This window comes from Enterobacter quasimori, from assembly GCF_018597345.1.
GTDB lineage: Bacteria > Pseudomonadota > Gammaproteobacteria > Enterobacterales > Enterobacteriaceae > Enterobacter > Enterobacter mori.
In genome coordinates, this window is sequence record NZ_JAHEVU010000002.1 from 151,717 (window position 1) to 172,858 (window position 21,142).

A 21,142-nucleotide genomic window follows, 5' to 3' on the forward strand; every position below is an offset into this window, starting at 1 on the left:
ATCCTCTAAGCAGTCGTCAGGCGACGAGCTGCTCCATAATACGTTGATACATACGGGCCAGCAGTTGTAAATCAGCCGCGTTGACACATTCATTGATTTTGTGAATGGTCGCGTTTACTGGACCCAGTTCGACAACCTGTGCACCCATACGGGCGATAAAGCGTCCGTCAGAGGTGCCGCCGGTCGTCAGCAGCTGTGGCTTAATTTCATTATAGTGTGCGATGGCGTTCACTACCGCATCCACCAGTTTGCCGCGCTGCGTCAGGAACGGCTGGCCGGAAAGCCACCACTCCACGGTGTAGCGAAGTTGATATTTTTCCAGCAGGGCGATAACGCGCGCCTTGATCATCTCATCGGTCAGTTCAGTGCTGAAGCGGAAGTTGAACTGGACGAAGTAATCCCCCGGTATCACGTTATTACTGCCGGTCCCGGCTTTGACGTTTGCTATCTGCATGCTGGTCGGCGGGAAGAACTCGTTGCCCTTATCCCACTCAATCGCCACCAGTTCGCTCAGCATCGGCGCGGCGCGGTGCACCGGGTTGTCGGCGAGATGCGGATACGCGACGTGCCCCTGAACGCCGTGAATCGTCAGGTTACAGGTCAGCGAGCCACGGCGCCCGTTTTTGACGACGTCACCCACCACTTCGGTACTGGAAGGCTCCCCCACCAGGCAGTAGTCCAGACGTTCGTTACGCGCCATCAGCGCGTCAACGACCTTCACGGTACCGTTATGCGCGCTGGCTTCTTCGTCGGAGGTGATCAGAAACGCGAGACGATTTTTGTGGTTCGGATGCTGTGCCACAAAGCGTTCTGCGGCCACGACCATGGCCGCCAGTGAGCCTTTCATGTCTGCCGCACCGCGGCCAAACAGCATACCGTCGCGGATGGTGGGTTCGAACGGTGGATTGATCCAGCGGTCTGCGTCACCCGCGGGAACCACATCCGTATGTCCGGCAAACGCCAGCGTTTCCCCCTGACCGCGCCAGGCCCAGAAGTTCTGCGTATCGCCAAAATCCATGCGCTCAACGGTAAAACCGATGGCACGCAGACGCTCAATCATTAATGCCTGACAACCTGCATCGTCCGGGCTAAGGGAAGGACGGCGGATAAGCTGCTGAGTCAGCTCAATGACCGGGCATGACATAGACTACACCTCAACGAAAAAAGTCAGAATAAAGGGTTTCACTGAAACCCAGCAGCATAGGCTGACCTGGCTTGCAGAGCAATGGGCGTTTGATCATTGCTGGCATTTCAAGCATCAATTTTGCCGCCTTGTCCGCATCGGTGATACCGGCGCGGACGGATTCATCCAGCTTACGCCAGGTGGTACCCCGGGTATTGAGCAGCGCTTCCCAGCCCAGTTCGCCAATCGCGGTATGCAGAAATTCTGCATCCAGACCGTCGGCACGGTAATCGTGAAAGCGGTACTCCACGTTGTTTGCTTCAAGCCAGCGGCGCGCTTTTTTGATGGTGTCGCAATTTTTAATACCGTACATCACAACCATGGTGAATCCTTTTGTTCTTATGTAGAAAGAATGTTCAATAAATTCGAAGATATATCCTTAAGTGGAATATAACACATTCAGGAATTCTCTTGATTTACAATTCTCCTTAATTCAACTCACACCTGTAAGCTGAATATTCTTTCATCATTTAAGCATAGATGTCTATCAGGTTTAAATCTCTAATAAAGTCAGTGGTTAAATATCTTCTCGCCTGCTCGTATGGTTATTTCAAAATATTGCTGGCGGTCACACAAAATTTAAGGGCGTACGTTCATATTTATCATAAATCCACCGGTGATAGCGGGGTATAATCACTGCAATTGGTTAAATAGTCTTCACAATGATGATACGTTTCCGTAGAATGCGCATAATAATAAGAGAGGTTGTTATGATTGAACGTGAACTGGGGAACTGGAAAGATTTTATCGAAGGCATGCTTCGTAAATGACATTCAGTAAGAATTGCAAGCGCACTTAAATAAGTAAAATAACCATAGTGTGAATGAATCACACAATAAAAAGGCGGCTACGAAAGCCGCCTTTTTATTTCATTGGTTACTCCGGCTTTTCCTTCAGCGGGAAGCGACGTCGCACCAGCACAAAGAACAGCGGCACGAAATAAATAGCCAGAATCGTGGCTGAAATCATCCCCCCCATCACCCCGGTACCGACCGCATGCTGGCTGCTGGAACCGGCGCCTGAACTGGTCGCCATCGGCAGCACCCCGAAGACAAACGCCAGAGAGGTCATCAGAATCGGGCGTAAGCGCTGGCGGCAAGCGTACAGCGTTGCGGCTAGCAGGTCCTGGCCTTTCGCATTCATCTCATTGGCAAATTCCACGATCAGAATGGCGTTTTTGGCCGACAGGCCAATAACGGTCAGCAGCCCCACCTGGAAGTAAACATCGTTCTCCAGGCCGCGCATCCAGGTTGCCAGCAGCGCACCGATGACGCCCAACGGCACTACCAGCATCACCGAGAACGGTACTGACCAGCTCTCATACAGCGCGGCAAGGCAGAGGAAGACCACCAGCAGCGACAGGGCGTACAGCGCAGGGGCCTGTGCACCGGAGAGCCGCTCCTGATAGGACATCGCCGTCCACTCCAGGCCAAACCCGGTTGGCAACTGCTGCACCAGTTTTTCCATAATATCCATCGCGGTACCGGTACTGACGCCCGGCGCGGCTTCACCTACGATCTCCAGCGCCGAGTAGCCGTTATAGCGTTCCAGGCGCGGTGAGCCGGTTTCCCAACGCGACGTGGCGAAGGCGGAGAACGGCACCATGCCCCCTGCGTTATTACGCACATACCAGCGGTTAATATCGTCCGGCAGCATACGGTATTTGGCGGCAGACTGAACGTAGACCTTTTTCACGCGGCCGCGATCCATAAAGTCGTTGACGTAGCTTGAGCCCCAGGCCGTTTGCAGCGTGTCGTTGATGTCATCAATGGATACGCCGAGCGCCTGCGCTTTACGCTGGTCGATATCGACCTGGAGCTGCGGGCTGTCATCCAGGCCGTTGTGACGCACGCGGGTCAGCTGTGGATCCTTGCCGGCCAGATCGAGCAATTTATCGCGCGCAGCCATTAACGCGTCATGTCCGGCTCCCGCGTGATCCTGCAGTTCCATATCAAACCCGGCGGAACTCCCCAGACCGCTGATGGCCGGAGGGCTGCTGGCAAATACGCGCGCTTCTTTGATATGGCTGAAGGCTTTCGTTGCGCGTTCAATAATGGCAAACGAGGAGCCTGTGTCGCTGTCGCGCTGATCCCAGTCTTTCAGGCGCACGAACATGCGTGCGACGTTCTGCCCGTTCCCGCCCGGGCCTGAGCCGACGGTGGAGAAGACGGAAACAACGTTATCTTTCTCTTTGGTGTGGAAATAGTTCTCAACCTTCTGCACCACCTTCAACGTTTGCTGCTGCGTAGAGCCGCTCGGCAGCTGAACGGAGGTGATAAACATGCCGCGATCTTCCAGCGGCAGGAAGGAGGTTGGCAGACGCAGGAACAGGAAGACCATTCCGCCTAACAGCAGGACATAAATCCCCATCCAACGCGCGCTGCGATGCAGGATCTTACCCACGCCCGCCTCATAGCGCGCCGCGTTGCGGTTGAACATGCGGTTAAACCAGCCGAAAAAGCCTTTTTGCCCGTGTTGCTCGCCTTTATGTAACGGCTTGAGGAGGGTGGCGCAGAGGGCAGGGGTGAGGATCATCGCCACCAGCACCGAGAGCACCATCGCGGAGACAATCGTGATGGAAAACTGGCGGTAGATCGCACCGGTGGTGCCGCCAAAGAACGCCATCGGGATAAACACCGCTGAGAGCACCATTGCAATACCGACCAGCGCGCCCTGAATTTGCCCCATCGATTTTCGCGTGGCTTCGCGCGGCGAGAGTCCTTCTTCGCTCATAATGCGTTCGACGTTTTCCACCACCACGATGGCGTCATCCACCAGCAGACCAATCGCCAACACCATCGCGAACATGGTTAACGTATTGATACTGTAGCCAAAGGCATACAGCACGGCGAAGGTGCCGAGTAGCACCACCGGAACGGCAATGGTGGGAATAAGCGTGGCGCGGAAGTTTTGCAGGAACAGGTACATGACCAGGAACACCAGCCCGATCGCTTCCAGCAGGGTTTTCACCACGTCTTCAATAGAGGCTTTAACGAAGGAGGTGGTTTCGTAGGCGACTTTGTATTCCAGCCCGTGCGGGAAATAGTGCGACAGTTCGTCCAGTCGATCTAATACCAGCTGCGCGGTAGCCATTTCGTTCGCACCGGAAGCCAGTTTGACCCCTAAACCGGATGCCTGGTTGCCGTTAAAGCGGCTCAGGTAGTCATACTTTTCCGCGCCCATTTCCACGGTCGCGACATCGCCCAGCCGCACTTCAGAGCCGTCCTGATTGACCCGCAGGGTGATATTACGGAACTGATCGGGCGTCTGAAGCAGCGACTGAGAGTTAATGGTCGCGTTCAGCGCCTGGTTATCGACAGAGGGTGTACCGCCCAGCTGACCGACGGCGATCTGGGCGTTCTGCGATTCGATGGCGTCAGTCACGTCCTTGGCCGTCATCTGCACGCTGTTCAGCTTGTTGGGATCCAGCCAGATGCGCATGGAATACTGCGAGCCGTAGGCGTCGATGTCCCCCACGCCGTTAATACGGCTGAGCGGATCCTGGATATTACTCGCCACGTAGTCAGCGATATCCTGCTTATCCATCGAACCATCGGTGGAGACAAACGCGATGGTCAAAATATTGGTGTCACCGGTTTTACGTACGGTCACGCCCTGGTTCTGTACCGCCTGCGGTAGCTTACGCAGGGCCGACTGCAGCTGGTTTTGCACCTGCTGCACCGCTTCGTCCGGGTCGGTACCCGCCGTAAAGCTTAGTGTCACCGTGGCCTGACCGGTGGCGCTGCTCTGTGAGGACATGTACATCAGGTTATCGAGACCCGTCATGTTCTGCTCGATCACTTGGGTGACGGTATTTTCCAGCGTCTGGGCTGATGCGCCCGGATAGTTTGCCGTGACGCGCACGTTTGGCGGCGCCAGATCGGGGTATTGCTCAACAGGAAGTGAAGTAATTGCCAGAACACCCGTCAGACATAACAGAATGGCAAGTACCCAGGCAAAAATGGGGCGATCGATGAAGAAATTCGCCATGAAAGTGTGACCTCGTTTTGCTGCACGTCATTATTGTTTATTGCCCGCATAACTTTAGCGGTTAGGCCCAGGCCAAACGTGGAGAAATAAAGGAGATAATGTAAATTATCATGCGCTTTTCCCTGCGCGTTCCCCTTTACCGTTATTTACCCGCCAGCGCTGCGGGCGTGCGGAAGGTGACGGTGACCTCCGTTCCGCCGTTTTTTGGCTGCGAAAAGCGCAGCGTTCCACCCAGCCGTTCAGCACGTTCGCGCATGATGTTCAGCCCGTAATGGCCCGGCGGTTCGTTCGCCTCGCCAATGCCAATTCCGTTATCGCGTACAGCCACGCAGTGCGTACCGTCAGCGGCGGTAATGCAGCTGACGATGATCTCGCTCGCGTCGGCATGTTTGATGGCGTTCAGCACCGCTTCACGCACAATCTGCAGCAAATGCACCTGTTTTTGCGCATCCAGGGCCAGGGATGAGAGTCGACAATCGAGAACCAGCTTCGCCTTCGTCTGGGTTTGCAATCCCTCGAGAGACTCCTGCAGCGCGGCGGGCAGGTTTGCGTGGTTGAGCGTCAGGCGGAAGGTGGTGAGCAGTTCACGCAGCTGGTGCCAGGCGTTGTTAAGCTCGCGCGAGAAGTCCGTGATGATGGTCTGCGCCTGCGCATTCTCTTCCGGGACGGCGCGTTTAAGCAGGGCAAGCTGAATGCGCAGATAGGACAACACCTGCGCCAGCGAATCGTGCAGCTCGCGGGCGATGGTGGCGCGCTCCTCCATCAGCAGCAGCTGCTGATAGTGTTTTTGCGCCTGGTTGAAGTAAAGCCCGCGCCCCAGCATCGTCGCCACGCTCTTCATCAGCGGGAGTGACACGCCCCCGGTCTCGCTCTGCCAGCGCAGTTCGCCATACAGGGTGTCTTGCATCAGAACTGGCAAACTGTGCAGTTCCGCGCCTTCGGCTTCGCTGCCTTCGAACAGTTGCCAGTCGTCGCTGGTCCGCAGCGCCAGATAATTTATCTGCGTGTACTCATGCACGATCTGCAAAATATGCCTGAAACAATGGCTGTCGATCTGTCCGGTATTCAGCGCCTGAGAACATTTGAACAGCATTTCGAGCTGCTGGTGCGCCTCGTTCAGGTGCTGCGTCTTTTCCGCCACGGATTGCTCCAGCGAGCGATAAAGCGAATGCAGTTCCGCTGACATATGGTTAAACGCGCGGGAAAGCTGGCCCAGCTCGTTGGGCAGGGCTATATCCGGTGCGGGCGTATCAAATTGTCCCTGTTCGATACGCTCGCTGGCCGCGACCAGATTGTTCAGCGGCAGTACCACCTGACGGCGGATCCGCCGCAGCGTCGCCAGCGCCAGCAGCAGAATGCTCAGTCCGCCCGCCAGCGACATCAGGATCGCCAGCTGAATTTTATGTTCGGTATAGTGCTGAAGCGCCAGCACAAAGGCATCAATACGGCCGACGAAATCCTCAATGTGGGCCTGATACCATGCGGTGTCGCCGCTGGCGATGCGCTGGTTCATCTCTTGCCAGGCAAGATGCAGCTGGTGGTAGCGCTGTTTAACATCGTCCGGCACATACCAGCGGTTCAGCGTCTGCAGCGCAGGGGCGCTCAGCGTCTGCTGCCAGGCTTCACGGTGTTCCATCAGTGACGGGCTGGCGCGCTGCATCTCGTAGCCCAGGCGGTAGCTCTGCATACGCAGCGAGCCCGCGATGTTGATCGCCTCCGCGTCTCGCTGGCTGCTGGCGAGGGTCATCAGCGCGATGGCGCTGGTCATAACGGATAACACAATCATCGAAAAGAAAGCCCGAGCCAGGCTCCCGGAAACAGGGCGTTTAACGGTCACAAATCAGCTTCCTGAATAAATTGATCTGCCACAGGTTCACTGGAGATAGTTCGGCTTTCTGGGCATTTGAACATTGCCTGAACACGTCACCGTGGCTAAATACAGTACATATAGAAAGAATAAGGTTATTGAACCAAAAACAGGTGTCGTTATGAATCGTTTTATTATGGCCAACAGCCAGCAATGCATAGGGTGTCGTGCCTGTGAGGTCGCGTGTGTGATGGCGCACAATGATGAACAGCATGTTCTGAGCGAGCGCCATTTTCATCCCCGTATTACGGTCCTCAAATCAGAGGGGAAGAACAGTCCCGTTACCTGCCACCACTGCGAAAATGCCCCCTGTGCGCACAGCTGCCCGAACGGGGCTATCAGCAAGCACAGCGACAGCGTACAGGTGAATCAACACAAATGCATTGGTTGCAAAGCCTGCGTGGTAGCCTGCCCGTTCGGCACGATGGACATCATCGTTACGCCGCTGGATAACGCGAGCGTGAAGGCGTCGGCGCACAAATGCGATCTCTGCCTGGCGCGGTCTCAGGGGCCTGCCTGTATTGAAAACTGCCCCGCTAACGTGCTCACGCTTGCCACTCCCGCCGTGCTGGATAATCTGTCGAAAGCGCGGCGCACGCGCACCGCGCGACTGGAAGCGCAGCCGTGGCACGGCGAGGCGGTGCAGCAGGCTCAGCCGCAAACCAAACTACAGCAGTTGCACAATACTCCTCCACGGGGCGAGCCGGACAAGCTGCCGGCGCAAGAACGCGCCTGCCATTTCAACGAAATCTATCTGCCGTTTCGGGCTGAACAGGCCAGACGTGAGGCGTCCCGCTGCCTGACCTGCGGAGAGCACAGCATCTGCGAGTGGATCTGCCCGCTGCACAACCACATTCCGCAGTGGATTGCGCGCGTCAACGCGGGGGATATCACCGGTGCGGCAGAACTCTCCCATCAAACCAACTGTTTACCGGAAATTACTGGCCGCGTTTGCCCGCAGGACCGCTTATGCGAAGGTGCCTGCACGCTGCGCGATGAGTCGGGTTCCGTGACAATTGGTAATATCGAGCGCTACATCTCAGACCAGGCGCTGGCGATGGGCTGGACGCCGGACATGAGCGACGTCCTCCCGGTGGGCAAGCGGGTGGCCATTATCGGCGCAGGCCCGGCAGGTCTGGCGTGCGCCGACGTGCTGGTGCGCAGCGGCGTGAGCGTGACGGTGTATGACCGCCATCCGGAAATCGGCGGACTGCTGACGTTTGGCATTCCCGCCTTCAAGCTGGATAAATCCCTGCTCGCGCGGCGCAGAGAGATATTTACCGCGATGGGGATCCGGTTCGAACTCAACTGCGAAGTGGGACGCGATGTCTCTCTGACGCAGCTGCAGCGTGATTATGATGCCCTGTTTATTGGCGTAGGCACCTACCGCTCCATGAAGGCCGGCATCCCTCATGAAGATGCGCCGGGTGTCTATGACGCGCTGCCGTTCCTGGTGGCGAACACCCGCCACGTGATGGGGCTTGAACCGACCGCCTCGGAGCCGTTTATCGACACGCAGGGGCTGAATGTGGTGGTACTCGGCGGAGGGGATACGGCGATGGATTGCGTACGAACCGCGCTGCGGCAGGGGGCCGCCAAAGTGACCTGTGCCTATCGCCGGGACGAGGCCAACATGCCGGGGTCAAAGAAAGAGGTGAAGAACGCGAAAGAGGAGGGGGCGGCGTTTGAATTTAACGTCCAGCCCGTCGAGCTGACGCTTGCTTCGGACGGGAAGGTCAACGGTATCCGGATGCTGCGCACCGAACTGGGTGAACCGGATGCGCAGGGTCGTCGTCGTCCCGTTCCGGTTGCAGGCAGTGAGTTCGTCCTGCCTGCCGATGCGGTGATCATGGCGTTTGGCTTTAACCCGCACGCGATGCCCTGGCTGCAGGCCCAGGGCGTGGAAACGGATGACTGGGGGCGCATCATTGCCTCTGTCGAAGGACGCTATCGGTACCAGACCAGCAACCCGCAAATTTTTGCCGGAGGTGACGCTGTGCGCGGTGCCGATTTAGTGGTCACTGCGATGGCTGAGGGGCGCCATGCGGCGCAGGGAATTCTCGACTGGCTTGAGATAACAGCGCCAAAGGCGCACTAAATCCGACCGGCGACAAAGTGCGCTCCACGGCGTAGTATATCTGCACTCATTATGTCGTGGAGCCCGTATGACCCTCAAAATTGACGTTATTAAAGACAAAATCCTGTCCGAAAATTACTTTGTCCTGCGTAACATCACCTATGATTTAACGCGTAAGAATGGTGAAGTGATCCGCCACAAGCGCGAGGTCTACGACCGTGGCAATGGCGCCACCATTTTGCTCTACAACCGTGAAAAACAGAGCGTGGTATTGATTCGCCAGTTCCGCGTGGCGACATGGGTGAATGGCAATCCTGACGGACGATTAATTGAAACCTGCGCGGGCCTGCTTGACGATGATGAGCCTGAAGTGTGTATCCGCAAAGAGGCCGTTGAAGAAACGGGCTTCGAAGTGGGTGAGGTGAAAAAGGTGTTTGAACTGTTCATGTCGCCGGGCGGCGTGACGGAAATTGTCCACTTCTTCATTGCGGAATACAACGATGCGCAGCGCATTCACCGGGGCGGTGGCGTTGAGGACGAGGATATTGAGGTGCTGGAAATGCCGTTTTCTCAGGCACTCGCAATGGTGAGAAGCGGAGAGATCAGGGACGGTAAGGCTGTAATATTGTTGCAGTACCTACAAACGAGCGGGATCATGAGCCCCTCTTTCGAACGGTAATAGATTACATTTCAGATAAATCTATCCGATAAATCCGATTGAGCAAGCCCGGTTCGGACACGAAGATACTGCCCAGTTTGACGTTTTCGTTTCCGGGATTGTGCCATCCATGCGCTACTGCGTTTTTATTCTCTTCCTGTTTTGCGTGCTACCCGCGCCATTGGTGTGGGCTGCTCCCGCCCAGCAGTCCTTCTCTGACTGGCAGGTCACCTGCAATAACCAGAATTTTTGCGTTGCGCGCAATACCGGTGAGCATCGCGGTCTGGTCATGACGCTCAGCCGCAGCGCGGGCGCGAAAACGGACGCCACGCTGCGGATCGATCTTGGTGGGCTTTCTGCCCCCGCCGTGAAAGAGCCTGATATCGCGCCGCGACTGCTGCTGGATGACGTACCGCTTAAGCTGTCGCCTCAGCACTGGCAATTAACGCCCTGGCATCTAAAGACTGACGATGCCGCCACCATCACCGCTTTTTTGAAAAACATTCAGGAAGGGCACGCTCTGACGTTGCAGGGTGGTAAACAGGTCATCTCACTGGATGGCCTGAAAGCGGCACTGCTGTTTATCGACGCCCAGCAAAAACGCGTCGGCAGCAAAACAGCCTGGATAAAAAAAGGGAACAGTCCGCCGCTGAGCGTACCGCCCGCTCCCGCATTAAAAGAGGTCGCGGTCGTCAACCCGACACCGACGCCGCTGACCCATGAAGAGTTGAACGACCTGCTGGATTATGGCACCTGGCGGATGAATAACAGTCAATGCTCGCTTGACCCGAACCGCCGTGAAGTCCGCGTTACCGCGTTAACCGATGACAAAGCGCTGCTGATTGTCAGCTGTGAAGCAGGGGCGTACAACACCGTCGATTTGGCGTGGCAAGTTTCGCGCAAAAAGCCGTTTGCAGCCCGTAGCATCAGGCTGCGTCTGCCGTTTACCCCGTCAAGCGACAGCAGTGAGATGGAGCTGATGAATGCCAGCTTTGATGAGAAGACGCGCGAGCTGACAACGCTCGCGCTGGGACGCGGTATAGGCGATTGCGGGATCCAGACGCGCTGGCGTTTTGACGGCCAGCGTTTCCGCCTGGTGCGCTACGCCGAGGAGCCCAGCTGCGATAACTGGAACGGGCCAGACGCCTGGCCCACGCTGTGGATTACGCGGTAGCTTTTCTGCCGGGTGGCGGCTTCGCCTTACCCGGCCTACGACACTTCGAACCGTAGGCCCGGTAAGCGCAGCGCCACCGGGCACGCAGGCCGCACTAGATCACGCTCAGCGCCTTCTCCACCACGTTCTCAACGGTAAAGCCGAAGTACGGGAACAGCTTATCGGCAGGGGCGGATTCACCGTAGCCCCGCATGCCCACAATCGCCCCTTTGAGCCCGACATACTTGTACCAGTAGTCGGCGATACCAGCCTCCACCGCCACGCGTGCCGCGACGTTAGAGGGCAGCACCGACTCCCGGTACGCCTCTTCCTGAGCGTCAAAAATATCCGTAGAAGGCAGGGACACCACGCGCACCGCGTGGCCTTCAGCGGTCAGTTTTTCTGCCGCTTTCACCGTGATTTCCACCTCGGAACCGGTCGCAATCAGGATCACGTCCGGCTTGCCGCCGCTGTCTTTCAGGATGTAGCCGCCGCGGGCGATGTTTTTCACCTGTTCCGGCGTGCGCTCAATCTGCGCCAGATTCTGGCGTGACAGAATCAGTGCCGTTGGGCCATTGTGGCGTTCTACCGCCAGCTTCCAGCCTACCGCCGCTTCGACCTGATCGCATGGACGCCAGGTGCTGAAGTTAGGCGTCAGGCGCAGGCTTGCCAGTTGTTCAACCGCCTGGTGCGTGGGGCCGTCTTCTCCCAGACCGATGGAGTCGTGGGTATAGACCATAATCTGCCGCGCCTTCATCAGCGCTGCCATGCGCGCCGCGTTACGGGCGTACTCGACGAACATCAGGAAGGTGGCGGTGTACGGCACAAACCCACCGTGATGGGCGATGCCGTTGGCAATGGCGGTCATCCCGAACTCGCGCACGCCGTAGTGGATATAGTTCCCGGCAATGTCCTCTTTCAGCGATTTCGAGCCGGACCAGATCGTCAGGTTGCTTGGCGCCAGGTCCGCCGAGCCACCGAGCAGTTCGGGCAGAATAGGGCCGATTGCGTTCAGGGTATTTTGCGACGCCTTGCGGGTGGCGATTTTCGCCGGGTTGGACTGCAGGTTTTCAATCAGCGCCTGGGTTTTATCGTCCCAGTCCTCCGGCAGACCGCCGCTCATGCGGCGGGAAAACTCTGCCGCCAGTTCAGGGTGCGCTTTTTTATAAGCGGCAAACTTCTCGTTCCAGGCGTGCTGGGCTTTCTCGCCGTCTTCACGGGCATCCCAGGCTCTGTAGATCTCTTTCGGGATCTCAAACGGCGGGTATTTCCAGCCCAGCTTCTGCCGGGTCAGCGCCACTTCCTCCTCGCCCAGCGCAGCGCCGTGCGCCTCCTCTTTGCCCGCCTTGTTCGGCGAGCCGAAGCCGATGACCGTGCGGCAGATAATCAGGGACGGTTTGTCCTTCACGCTCTGTGCTTCCTGAATCGCTTTTTTCACCGCCTCAGGATCGTGGCCGTCGATCTCATGCACCACGTGCCAGTGGTAGGCCTCGAAGCGTTTTGCCGTGTCGTCGGTAAACCAGCCTTCGGTTTCCCCGTCGATGGAGATGCCGTTGTGATCGTAAAAACCGATCAGCTTGCCGAGCCCCAGCGTGCCCGCCAGGGAGCAGACCTCGTGGGAGATCCCCTCCATCAGGCAGCCGTCACCCATAAACACGTAGGTGTAGTGGTCAACAATCTCGTGATCCGGCTGGTTAAACTGTGCCGCCAGCGTACGCTCGGCAATCGCCAGCCCGACCGCATTGGCCAACCCCTGACCGAGCGGCCCGGTGGTGGTCTCCACGCCCGGCGTATAGCCAATCTCCGGGTGCCCCGGCGTTTTGGAGTGCAGCTGGCGGAAGTTTTTCAGCTCCTCAAGCGGCAGATCGTAGCCGGAAAGGTGCAGCAGGCTGTAGAGCAGCATTGAGGCGTGACCGTTGGAGAGAATAAAGCGGTCGCGATCGTACCAGGTGGGGTCATTCGGGTTGTGCTTCAGGAAGTCGTTCCACAGCACTTCGGCAATATCGGCCATGCCCATCGGTGCGCCGGGGTGGCCGGAATTGGCTTTCTGCACGGCATCCATGCTGAGGGCGCGAATGGCATTGGCGAGCTCTTTACGGGACATAGTTCACTCCGTGGCAAGGTTAAAGTTTGGCGGCAAGAAGATCTTCGAGTTTGCGCTGGTCGACGGCGAACAGGCGGATGCCTTCCGCCAGTTTATCGACGGCCATCGCGTCCTGGTTGTGCTCCCAGCGGAACTCCGCTTCGGTCATGGCTTTCGGTTTTGGCAGAACGGTGGAGGTGGGCACCAGCTTACGGATCACCGTCTCTTCTTTGTCCTGTAGTTCCTGGAGCAGGTTAGGGGAGATGGTGAGACGGTCGCAGCCTGCCAGGGCGAGGATCTGCTCGGTACGGCGGAAGCTGGCCCCCATCACGATGGTTTCGTAGCGGTGCTGTTTATAATAGTCGTAGATATTACGCACCGATTTCACGCCCGGATCCTCATCCACCACGTACGGATCCATCGGCTGTTTTGCCTGATACCAGTCGTAGATGCGCCCGACAAACGGCGAGACGAGGAACACGCCCGCTTCGGCACAGGCCCGCGCCTGGGCAAAGGAGAACAGCAGCGTCAGGTTACAGTGAATGCCCTCTTTTTCCAGTACCTCTGCCGCGCGGATGCCTTCCCAGGTGGAGGCGAGTTTGATCAGAATGCGTGATTTATCGATCCCCTGCTCCTGGTAGAGTTCCACCAGGCGGCGGGCTTTGTTAATGCTTTTTTCTTTATCGAACGAGAGGCGGGCGTCCACTTCGGTCGACACGCGCCCCGGAATGCTTTTCAGAATTTCTGCACCAAAATTAACTGCCAGCTTGTCGCTGGCTTCGGCGACCTGCTGTTCCTGCGTTTTCCCGCGCTGCTTACCGTAGGCAATGGCGTCATCAATCAGATGATTAAAATGGGTAAGCCCGGCTGCCTTGAGCAGCAGCGAAGGGTTGGTGGTCGCATCTTCCGGCTGATAGTGGCGAATCGACTCGATATCGCCGCTGTCTGCAACCACGGTGGTGAATTGTTTTATGCCGTCTAGCTGGTTCATAAATGATTACTCCTTGGAAATAAAAGCGTTAGCTGAGTGCGTTAGTTCACACTTCTGAGAAAATCATGATGGACTTAACAAAAAAGCATAGCAGACGGGGGAGGCATTGCTTTTGAGACGGGTAACATGGCTGTTATAAATTGATAACAATTTTTAATGTGTGATGGTGAGAGTTTGGCAGCCTTCAAAGTTTATGCGCTGTCCTGCGGCGATACTATCTGACCGATACGTAAAAGGAATAACAAGATGGACGATCAGTTAAAACAGAGTGCCCTTGATTTTCACGAGTTCCCCGTCCCCGGTAAAATCCAGGTTTCCCCAACCAAGCCGCTGGCAACCCAGCGCGATCTGGCGCTAGCCTACTCGCCGGGCGTCGCTGCGCCGTGTCTGGAGATCGAAAAAGATCCGCTGGCAGCCTACAAATACACCGCGCGCGGCAACCTTGTCGCCGTGATCTCTAACGGTACGGCGGTGCTGGGACTGGGCAACATTGGCGCGCTGGCCGGTAAGCCGGTGATGGAAGGGAAGGGCGTTCTGTTCAAGAAATTCGCCGGTATCGACGTGTTCGATATCGAGGTGGATGAACTCGATCCCGATAAATTCATCAACGTGGTGGCCGCGCTGGAGCCGACCTTCGGCGGGATTAACCTGGAAGACATCAAAGCGCCGGAATGTTTCTATATCGAGCAGAAGCTGCGCGAGCGTATGAACATTCCCGTGTTCCATGATGACCAGCACGGGACCGCGATTATCAGTACCGCCGCCATTCTGAACGGCCTGCGCGTGGTAGAAAAAAATCTCTCCGACGTGCGCATGGTGGTTTCTGGCGCAGGCGCGGCGGCGATTGCCTGTATGAACCTGCTGGTGGCGCTGGGTATGCAGAAACACAACATTGTGGTCTGCGACTCCAAGGGCGTTATCTATAAAGACCGCGAGCCGAACATGGTGGAAACCAAGGCGGCGTACGCGGTAGAAGACGACGGTAAACGCACGCTTGAGGACGTTATTGACGGCGCGGATATCTTCCTCGGCTGTTCCGGCCCGAAAGTGCTGACCCAGGAGATGGTGAAGAAGATGGCGCGTGCGCCAATGATCCTGGCCCTGGCGAACCCGGAACCGGAAATCCTGCCGCCGCTGGCGAAAGCGGTGCGTGAAGATGCCATTATCTGTACCGGCCGTTCGGACTACCCGAACCAGGTGAACAACGTGCTCTGCTTCCCGTTCATCTTCCGCGGCGCGCTGGACGTCGGCGCAACGGCGATCAACGAAGAGATGAAGCTTGCCGCCGTTCGCGCCATTGCGGAGCTGGCCCACGCCGAGCAGAGCGAAGTGGTTGCCTCAGCCTATGGCGATCAGGATCTGAGCTTTGGCCCGGACTACATTATTCCAAAACCGTTCGACCCGCGTCTGATTGTCAAAATTGCTCCCGCGGTGGCCAAAGCGGCGATGGACTCCGGCGTGGCGACGCGTCCGATTCAGGATTTCGACGCTTACGTCGATAAGCTCACCGAGTTTGTCTATAAAACCAACCTGTTCATGAAGCCGATCTTCTCCCAGGCGCGCGCCGACGCGAAGCGCGTGGTGCTGGCGGAAGGGGAAGAGGCGCGCGTGCTGCACGCCACCCAGGAGCTGATCACCTTAGGCCTGGCGAAGCCGATCCTGATTGGTCGTCCGAGCGTGATTGAGATGCGTATCCAGAAGCTGGGCCTGCAGATTAAGCCGGGCGTCGACTTCGAGATCGTTAACAACGAATCCGATCCGCGCTTCAAAGAGTACTGGAGCGAATACTACGCGATCATGAAACGGCGGGGGATCACCCAGGAGCAGGCGCAGAAAGCCGTCATCAGCAACACGACGGTGATCGGCGCGATCATGGTGCATCGCGGCGAGGCGGATGCGCTGATCTGCGGCACCATCGGCGATTACCACGAGCACTTTAGCGTGGTGCAGGAGATCTTCGGCTATCGCGACGGCGTCCATACCGCCGGGGCGATGAACGCGCTGCTGCTGCCGAGCGGCAACACCTTTATTGCCGATACCTACGTTAACGACGATCCGACCCCGGACGAGCTGGCGGAGATCACCGTGATGGCCGCCGAGACCGTGCGTCGCTTTGGTATCGAGCCGAAGGTGGCGCTGCTGTCGCACTCGAACTTTGGTTCGTCTAAATCCGCGGCGGCCTGCAAAATGCGTCAGACGCTGGCGCTGGTGCGCGAGCGCGCGCCGGAGCTGATGATTGACGGGGAAATGCACGGCGATGCGGCGCTGGTGGAGAGCATCCGTAACGAACGCATGCCGGACAGTCCGCTGAAGGGATCGGCCAACATCCTGATTATGCCGAACGTGGAGGCAGCGCGTATCAGCTATAACCTGCTGCGCGTCTCCAGCTCTGAAGGGGTGACCGTAGGACCGGTACTGATGGGCGTGGCAAAACCGGTGCACGTGTTAACGCCGATTGCCTCCGTGCGCCGTATCGTGAACATGGTGGCGCTGGCGGTAGTTGAGGCGCAGACGCAGCCGCTGTAAACCCCTCACCCTAACCCTCTCCCCATAGGGGAGAGGGAACTGCACCGAGCCGTCTTTCACCCTCTCCCCTATGGGGAGAGGGCCGGGGTGAGGGGAGTTACACCCAATCCCGCACCTGAATAAACTCTTTTAAGGCAGCCTCCGGGCTGCCTTCTTTTGGCTCGTAGCTGTATTCCCAGCGCACCAGCGGCGGCATCGACATTAAAATCGACTCCGTGCGCCCGCCGGTCTGCAGGCCGAACAGCGTCCCGCGATCCCATACCAGGTTGAACTCCACGTAGCGCCCGCGGCGGTAAAGCTGGAACTCACGCTCGCGCACGCCGTAGTCGGTATTTTTACGGCGTTCGACGATGGGCAGATAGGCGTCGGTATAGCCTTCACCTACCGCGCGCATAAAGCTGAACGCGGTATCAAAATCCGGCGTGTTGAGATCGTCAAAGAAAAGCCCGCCGATGCCGCGCTGTTCGTCGCGGTGCTTCAGGTAAAAGTAGTCATCACACCACTTTTTAAATTTCGGGTAGACGTCTTCGCCAAACGGCAGACAGAGATCGCGCGCGGTAGTGTGCCAGTGCACGGCATCCTCTTCGAAGCCGTAGTAGGGCGTTAAATCGAAACCGCCGCCAAACCACCAGACCGGATCGGCCCCCGGTTTTTCGGCAATGAAAAAGCGCACGTTGGCGTGGCTGGTCGGCACAAACGGGTTGTGCGGATGCACTACCAGCGAGACGCCCATCGCTTCGAAGCTGCGGCCCGCCAGCTCGGGACGGTGCGCCGTCGCAGACGCGGGCATCGCGTCGCCGTGAACGTGAGAAAAATTGACGCCCGCCTGTTCGAAGATGCCGCCGTTACGCAGCACCCGGCTGCGCCCGCCGCCGCCGGCTTCGCGCTGCCAGTTATCCTCCTGAAATTCACCGCCGTCTACGGCGGCCAGTTTCCGGCAAATATCATCCTGCAGCTGCAGCAGGAATTTTTTGACCAGCTGTGCATTGGGTTTCATCAACGTTTCCTGGAGTGCGCTTTTTGGTTATCGAACCAGTTGAAGTAGCTGATAATGCCGGAGGCGATAGCGTTGGCGATCTTCTGGCGAAACGCCGCGGTGCCGAGGAGTCGCTCCTCTTCCGGGTTGGTAATAAAGGACGTTTCCACCAGCACCGACGGAATCGACGGCGATTTCAGCACCACAAACGCCGCCTGCTCGGTGCCTTTACTGTGCAGACGATGCACCGGCTTAATCTTCTTCAGGATATGCGAGCCGAGCGTCAGGCTGTTTTTGATGGTGTCCGTCTGCACGAGGTCGAACAGCACCTGCTGCAACAGATGGTCTTTATCGGTGGCTTTCTTACCGGCGACCTCATCCGCCCGGTTTTCGCGATCGGAAAGGTATTTTGCCATGGCGCTACTGGCGCCGCGGTTGGAGAGCGCAAACACCGATGCGCCTGCTGCCGAAGGGTTGGTAAAGCCGTCGGCGTGGATCGACATAAACAGATCCGCTCCGTGCTGGTGGGCGATCTCCACGCGGTCGTACAGCGGAATGAAGGTGTCGCCGGAACGCGTCAGGCGGGCGTCAATACCGTTGCTGCGTAAAATCGATCGCACATTTTTTGCAATCGCCAGCACGACGTGTTTTTCTTTCGACCCGTTTTTGCCGATGGCGCCGGTATCAATGCCGCCGTGGCCCGGGTCGAGCATTACCAGACGCTTCGCGCCCGGCTTTTTGGTTTTCGGTTTACTGTGCCCGTTGCTGGTTTTAAGCGTGCTCTCGTCTTTTGCCTGAGCCTGCTTAGCGATGCCCGTTAACGTTAAGGCCGCCAGCCCCGCTTTGAGAACCTGACGACGCGATGTGAGTGCTTTTAATGGTTTGAATGTGCTCATGCGGCCTGAATAGTAAAAATTGCGATCCTGGTGTTATATCGTATCGTGATTACCGTTACGACAGTCCTTATTGATAATTGTTTTACTTTTCATTTCAATACGTGACAAAGTGACATTATGCCAAATTTTGGCGAGATTTTCCCCGGTTATTGGCTAAACGCAGGGTTCACGCCATAATCACTGTTTTTAAACCCAAAAAGGCGGTTAATACCATGGAGATACGCGTTTTTCGCCAGGAAGATTTCGAAGAGGTGATTACCCTTTGGGAGCGCTGCGATCTGCTGCGTCCGTGGAACGACCCGGAAATGGACATCGAACGTAAGGTGAATCACGACGTCAGTTTGTTTCTGGTCGCGGAAGTGAACGGTGAGGTTGTCGGTACGGTGATGGGCGGTTACGACGGCCACCGCGGTTCGGCCTATTATCTGGGCGTGCATCCGGAATACCGGGCGCGCGGCATTGCCAATGCGCTGCTCAATCGCCTGGAAAAGAAACTCATCGCCCGCGGCTGTCCGAAAATTCAGATTATGGTGCGAGAAGATAACGACGTGGTGCTGGGCATGTATGAGCGTCTGGGCTACGAGCACGCTGACGTGCTGACTCTGGGCAAGCGTTTGATTGAAGATGAAGAGTACTGAGATCCATCCGGCTGACTATGACGCGCAGGGGCGCGTCAGGCTGCCCTTTTTATTCTGGTGCGTTCTGCTGCTCCAGGCCCGGACCTGGGTGCTGTTCGTGATGGCCGCCGCGTCGCGCGGGCAGGGCGACACGCTGCTGACGCTCTTTTATCCCGATCACGATGCCTTCTGGCTCGGCTTGCTGCCGGGCGTACCGGCGGTGGTGGCTTTCTTGTGCAGCGGCCGACGGCATGCAATCCCGCGTTTGTGGCGCGCGCTTCGCGGGCTGCTGATCCTTGCCCAGATTGCGCTGCTCTTCTGGCAGCCGGTACTCTGGTGGTACGGTGAACCGCTGACGGGCATCGGCGTTGCGCTGGTGGTTGCCGATATTGTGGCGCTGCTGTGGCTGCTGACCAACCCGCGCCTTCACGCCTGTTTTGCGCCGCAGGATGATTAATGCGGCACTTTTTGCCGATGTCGCACTCCAACAAGCGTTGATTTAACACGTAAGGACGTTTCAATGAAATCGCTGCGTTTACTCTTATGCGCTCTCCCGCTGGCATTGACCGGCTGTTCGACGCTCTCCTCCATTAACTGGTCCGCCGCGTATCCGTGGAACTGGTTTGGCTCATCAACGGAAGTGACCGAGCAGGGCGTGGGGAAAATTACCGCCGCGACGGCGCTGGATCAGAATGCTATTCAGGATGCGCTCAGCAGCGATTACCGCCTGCGCAGCGGCATGAAAACCGAAAACGGCAATATTGTTCGCTATTACGAAGCGCTGAAGGGCGACACGCTGGCGCTGGTGATTAACGGTGACAAAGGCACGGTAAACCGGATTGCCGTCATGGATGAAGATATTCCGACCGCCAGCGGCGTGAAGGTCGGGACCCCGTTTAGCGATCTTTATAAGCAGGCCTTTGGCAACTGCTCCAGCGCGCCATCCGACGATGAAGTGGCGGTGGAGTGTAAGGCTGAAGGCAGCCAGCACATCAGCTATGTTTTTACCGGCACCTGGAGCGGTCCGGAAGGGTTGATGCCGTCTGACGACACGCTGAAGAGCTGGAAAGTGAGCAAAATACTCTGGAAGCAGTAATTTGCGCCTGAACAAACCGTCTTGCTGAAATCCGGGTATAATAGCCGCCATCAATGCCACGCTGACGTGGCATCTTTATTTCAGGAGGAGCGATGTCTCAGGTTCAGAGTGGCATTTTGCCAGAACATTGCCGCGCGGCGATTTGGATTGAAGCCAATGTTAAAGGGGACGTGGATGCCCTGCGTGCGGCCAGTAAAGTGTTCGTTGATAAACTGGCGACCTTCCAGGCTAAATTCCCGGAAGCCCACCTCGGTGCCGTTGTCGCCTTTGGCAATAACGTCTGGCGTCAGCTGAGCGGTGGCGAAGGGGCGGAAGAGTTAAAAGACTTTATCCCTTACGGCAAAGGCCTTGCACCCGCCACGCAGTACGACGTGCTGATCCACATTCTTTCCCTGCGTCACGACGTGAACTTCTCCGTAGCCCAGGCTGCTGTTGAGGCCTTTGGCGACAGCATTGAGGTGCAGGAAGAGGTTCATGGCTTCCGCTGGGTGGAGGAGCGCGATCTGAGCGGCTTCGTTGACGGCACCGAAAACCCGGCAGGCGAAGAGACGCGTCGCGACGTGGCGGTGATCAAAGACGGCGTGGACGCGGGCGGCAGCTACGTGTTCGTGCAGCGCTGGGAGCACAACCTCAAGCAGCTTAACCGCATGAGCGTGCACGACCAGGAGATGATGATTGGCCGAACCAAAGAAGCCAACGAAGAGATCGACGGCGATGACCGTCCCGTAACCTCTCACCTGACCCGCGTTGACCTCAAAGAAGACGGAAAAGGGCTGAAGATTGTCCGCCAGAGCCTGCCGTACGGTACGGCCAGCGGCACGCACGGCCTTTACTTCTGCGCCTACTGCGCGCGCCTGTATAACATCGAACAGCAGCTGCTGAGCATGTTTGGTGATACCGACGGCAAGCGCGACGCCATGCTGCGCTTCACCAAACCGGTGACCGGTGGCTACTACTTCGCCCCGTCCGTTGAGCGACTGCTGGCACTGTAAAACCGCTCTCCATACGTAGGCCGGGTAAGCGTTAGCG

At 57.3% G+C, this 21,142-nt stretch carries 17 protein-coding genes; 9 read left to right on the top strand and 8 right to left on the bottom strand.

The features are described 5' to 3' along the window. Nucleotides 1-16: 16 nt before the first annotated feature. Both dapE and KK102_RS09145 read right to left on the bottom strand, forming a co-directional pair. Nucleotides 17-1,144 carry a succinyl-diaminopimelate desuccinylase gene (gene dapE / locus KK102_RS09140; protein WP_216357423.1) on the bottom strand — a complete coding sequence of 376 codons (1,128 nt, stop codon included), beginning with the start codon at nt 1,142-1,144 and terminating at the stop codon, nt 17-19. Nucleotides 1,145-1,154: 10 nt separating this feature from the next. After that, nucleotides 1,155-1,505 (bottom strand): ArsC family reductase, encoded by a 351-nt coding sequence (locus KK102_RS09145; protein WP_126544290.1) that lies wholly within the window; start codon nt 1,503-1,505, stop codon nt 1,155-1,157. Nucleotides 1,506-1,893: 388 nt separating this feature from the next. Here KK102_RS09145 and ypfM point away from each other — a divergent pair, with 388 nt between their 5' ends. Then, nucleotides 1,894-1,953: a protein YpfM gene (ypfM, locus tag KK102_RS09150; protein WP_015572204.1), complete on the top strand. Its 60-nt coding sequence runs from the start codon at nt 1,894-1,896 to the stop codon at nt 1,951-1,953. Between the two features lie 106 nt (nt 1,954-2,059). Here ypfM and acrD read toward each other — a convergent pair whose 3' ends face one another. After that, on the bottom strand, nt 2,060-5,173 hold the full coding sequence (acrD, locus tag KK102_RS09155) for a multidrug efflux RND transporter permease AcrD (protein ID WP_216357424.1): 3,114 nt from the start codon (nt 5,171-5,173) through the stop codon (nt 2,060-2,062). Nucleotides 5,174-5,315: 142 nt separating this feature from the next. After that, nucleotides 5,316-7,010 carry a nitrate/nitrite two-component system sensor histidine kinase NarQ gene (narQ, locus tag KK102_RS09160; RefSeq protein ID WP_216357425.1) on the bottom strand — a complete coding sequence of 565 codons (1,695 nt, stop codon included), beginning with the start codon at nt 7,008-7,010 and terminating at the stop codon, nt 5,316-5,318. Between the two features lie 151 nt (nt 7,011-7,161). Here narQ and aegA point away from each other — a divergent pair, with 151 nt between their 5' ends. The 3 genes from aegA (at nt 7,162) to KK102_RS09175 (ending at nt 10,949) form a co-directional block, all read left to right on the top strand. After that, the gene (gene aegA, locus KK102_RS09165; protein ID WP_216357426.1) at nt 7,162-9,138 is read left to right on the top strand and encodes a formate-dependent uric acid utilization protein AegA; all 1,977 of its coding nucleotides are present in this window, start codon (nt 7,162-7,164) and stop codon (nt 9,136-9,138) included. A 67-nt stretch (nt 9,139-9,205) separates the two neighbouring features. Further along, complete coding sequence (nudK, locus tag KK102_RS09170; RefSeq protein WP_126544294.1) at nt 9,206-9,796, top strand: GDP-mannose pyrophosphatase NudK; 591 nt, start codon at nt 9,206-9,208, stop codon at nt 9,794-9,796. A gap of 109 nt (nt 9,797-9,905) precedes the next feature. Beyond that, nucleotides 9,906-10,949, top strand: coding sequence for a DUF1176 domain-containing protein (locus KK102_RS09175; RefSeq protein WP_126544295.1), 1,044 nt, complete (start codon nt 9,906-9,908; stop codon nt 10,947-10,949). Between the two features lie 94 nt (nt 10,950-11,043). Here the strand turns inward: KK102_RS09175 and tkt are convergent, their stop codons facing one another. Continuing rightward, entirely contained in the window at nt 11,044-13,032 is a 1,989-nt protein-coding gene (gene tkt / locus KK102_RS09180) for a transketolase (protein ID WP_216357427.1), read from the bottom strand. Between the two features lie 19 nt (nt 13,033-13,051). Beyond that, nucleotides 13,052-14,002 (bottom strand): transaldolase, encoded by a 951-nt coding sequence (tal, locus tag KK102_RS09185; RefSeq protein WP_126544302.1) that lies wholly within the window; start codon nt 14,000-14,002, stop codon nt 13,052-13,054. A gap of 246 nt (nt 14,003-14,248) precedes the next feature. Between tal and maeB the strand changes: the two genes are divergently transcribed. Next, nucleotides 14,249-16,528 (top strand): NADP-dependent oxaloacetate-decarboxylating malate dehydrogenase, encoded by a 2,280-nt coding sequence (gene maeB, locus KK102_RS09190; protein WP_216357428.1) that lies wholly within the window; start codon nt 14,249-14,251, stop codon nt 16,526-16,528. 97 nt (nt 16,529-16,625) lie between these two features. Here the strand turns inward: maeB and hemF are convergent, their stop codons facing one another. Both hemF and amiA read right to left on the bottom strand, forming a co-directional pair. Next, the gene (gene hemF, locus KK102_RS09195) at nt 16,626-17,525 is read right to left on the bottom strand and encodes an oxygen-dependent coproporphyrinogen oxidase (protein WP_216357429.1); all 900 of its coding nucleotides are present in this window, start codon (nt 17,523-17,525) and stop codon (nt 16,626-16,628) included. Next, nucleotides 17,525-18,400 (bottom strand): N-acetylmuramoyl-L-alanine amidase AmiA, encoded by an 876-nt coding sequence (amiA, locus tag KK102_RS09200; protein WP_126544305.1) that lies wholly within the window; start codon nt 18,398-18,400, stop codon nt 17,525-17,527. The genes hemF and amiA overlap by 1 nt, the downstream gene beginning before the upstream one ends. A 212-nt stretch (nt 18,401-18,612) precedes the next feature. Here amiA and KK102_RS09205 point away from each other — a divergent pair, with 212 nt between their 5' ends. From KK102_RS09205 to KK102_RS09220, 4 genes are all read left to right on the top strand, one after another. Continuing rightward, nucleotides 18,613-19,038: a GNAT family acetyltransferase gene (locus KK102_RS09205; RefSeq protein ID WP_003861292.1), complete on the top strand. Its 426-nt coding sequence runs from the start codon at nt 18,613-18,615 to the stop codon at nt 19,036-19,038. Further along, on the top strand, nt 19,025-19,474 hold the full coding sequence (locus KK102_RS09210) for a DUF2919 domain-containing protein (protein WP_216357430.1): 450 nt from the start codon (nt 19,025-19,027) through the stop codon (nt 19,472-19,474). Before KK102_RS09205 ends, KK102_RS09210 begins: the two co-directional genes overlap by 14 nt. A gap of 63 nt (nt 19,475-19,537) precedes the next feature. Further along, nucleotides 19,538-20,113, top strand: a complete 576-nt coding sequence (locus KK102_RS09215) for an RpoE-regulated lipoprotein (protein ID WP_216357431.1) — start codon at nt 19,538-19,540, stop codon at nt 20,111-20,113. Nucleotides 20,114-20,205: 92 nt separating this feature from the next. Beyond that, nucleotides 20,206-21,105, top strand: a complete 900-nt coding sequence (locus KK102_RS09220; protein ID WP_089597869.1) for a Dyp-type peroxidase — start codon at nt 20,206-20,208, stop codon at nt 21,103-21,105. The last annotated feature ends 37 nt before the right edge of the window (nt 21,106-21,142 follow it).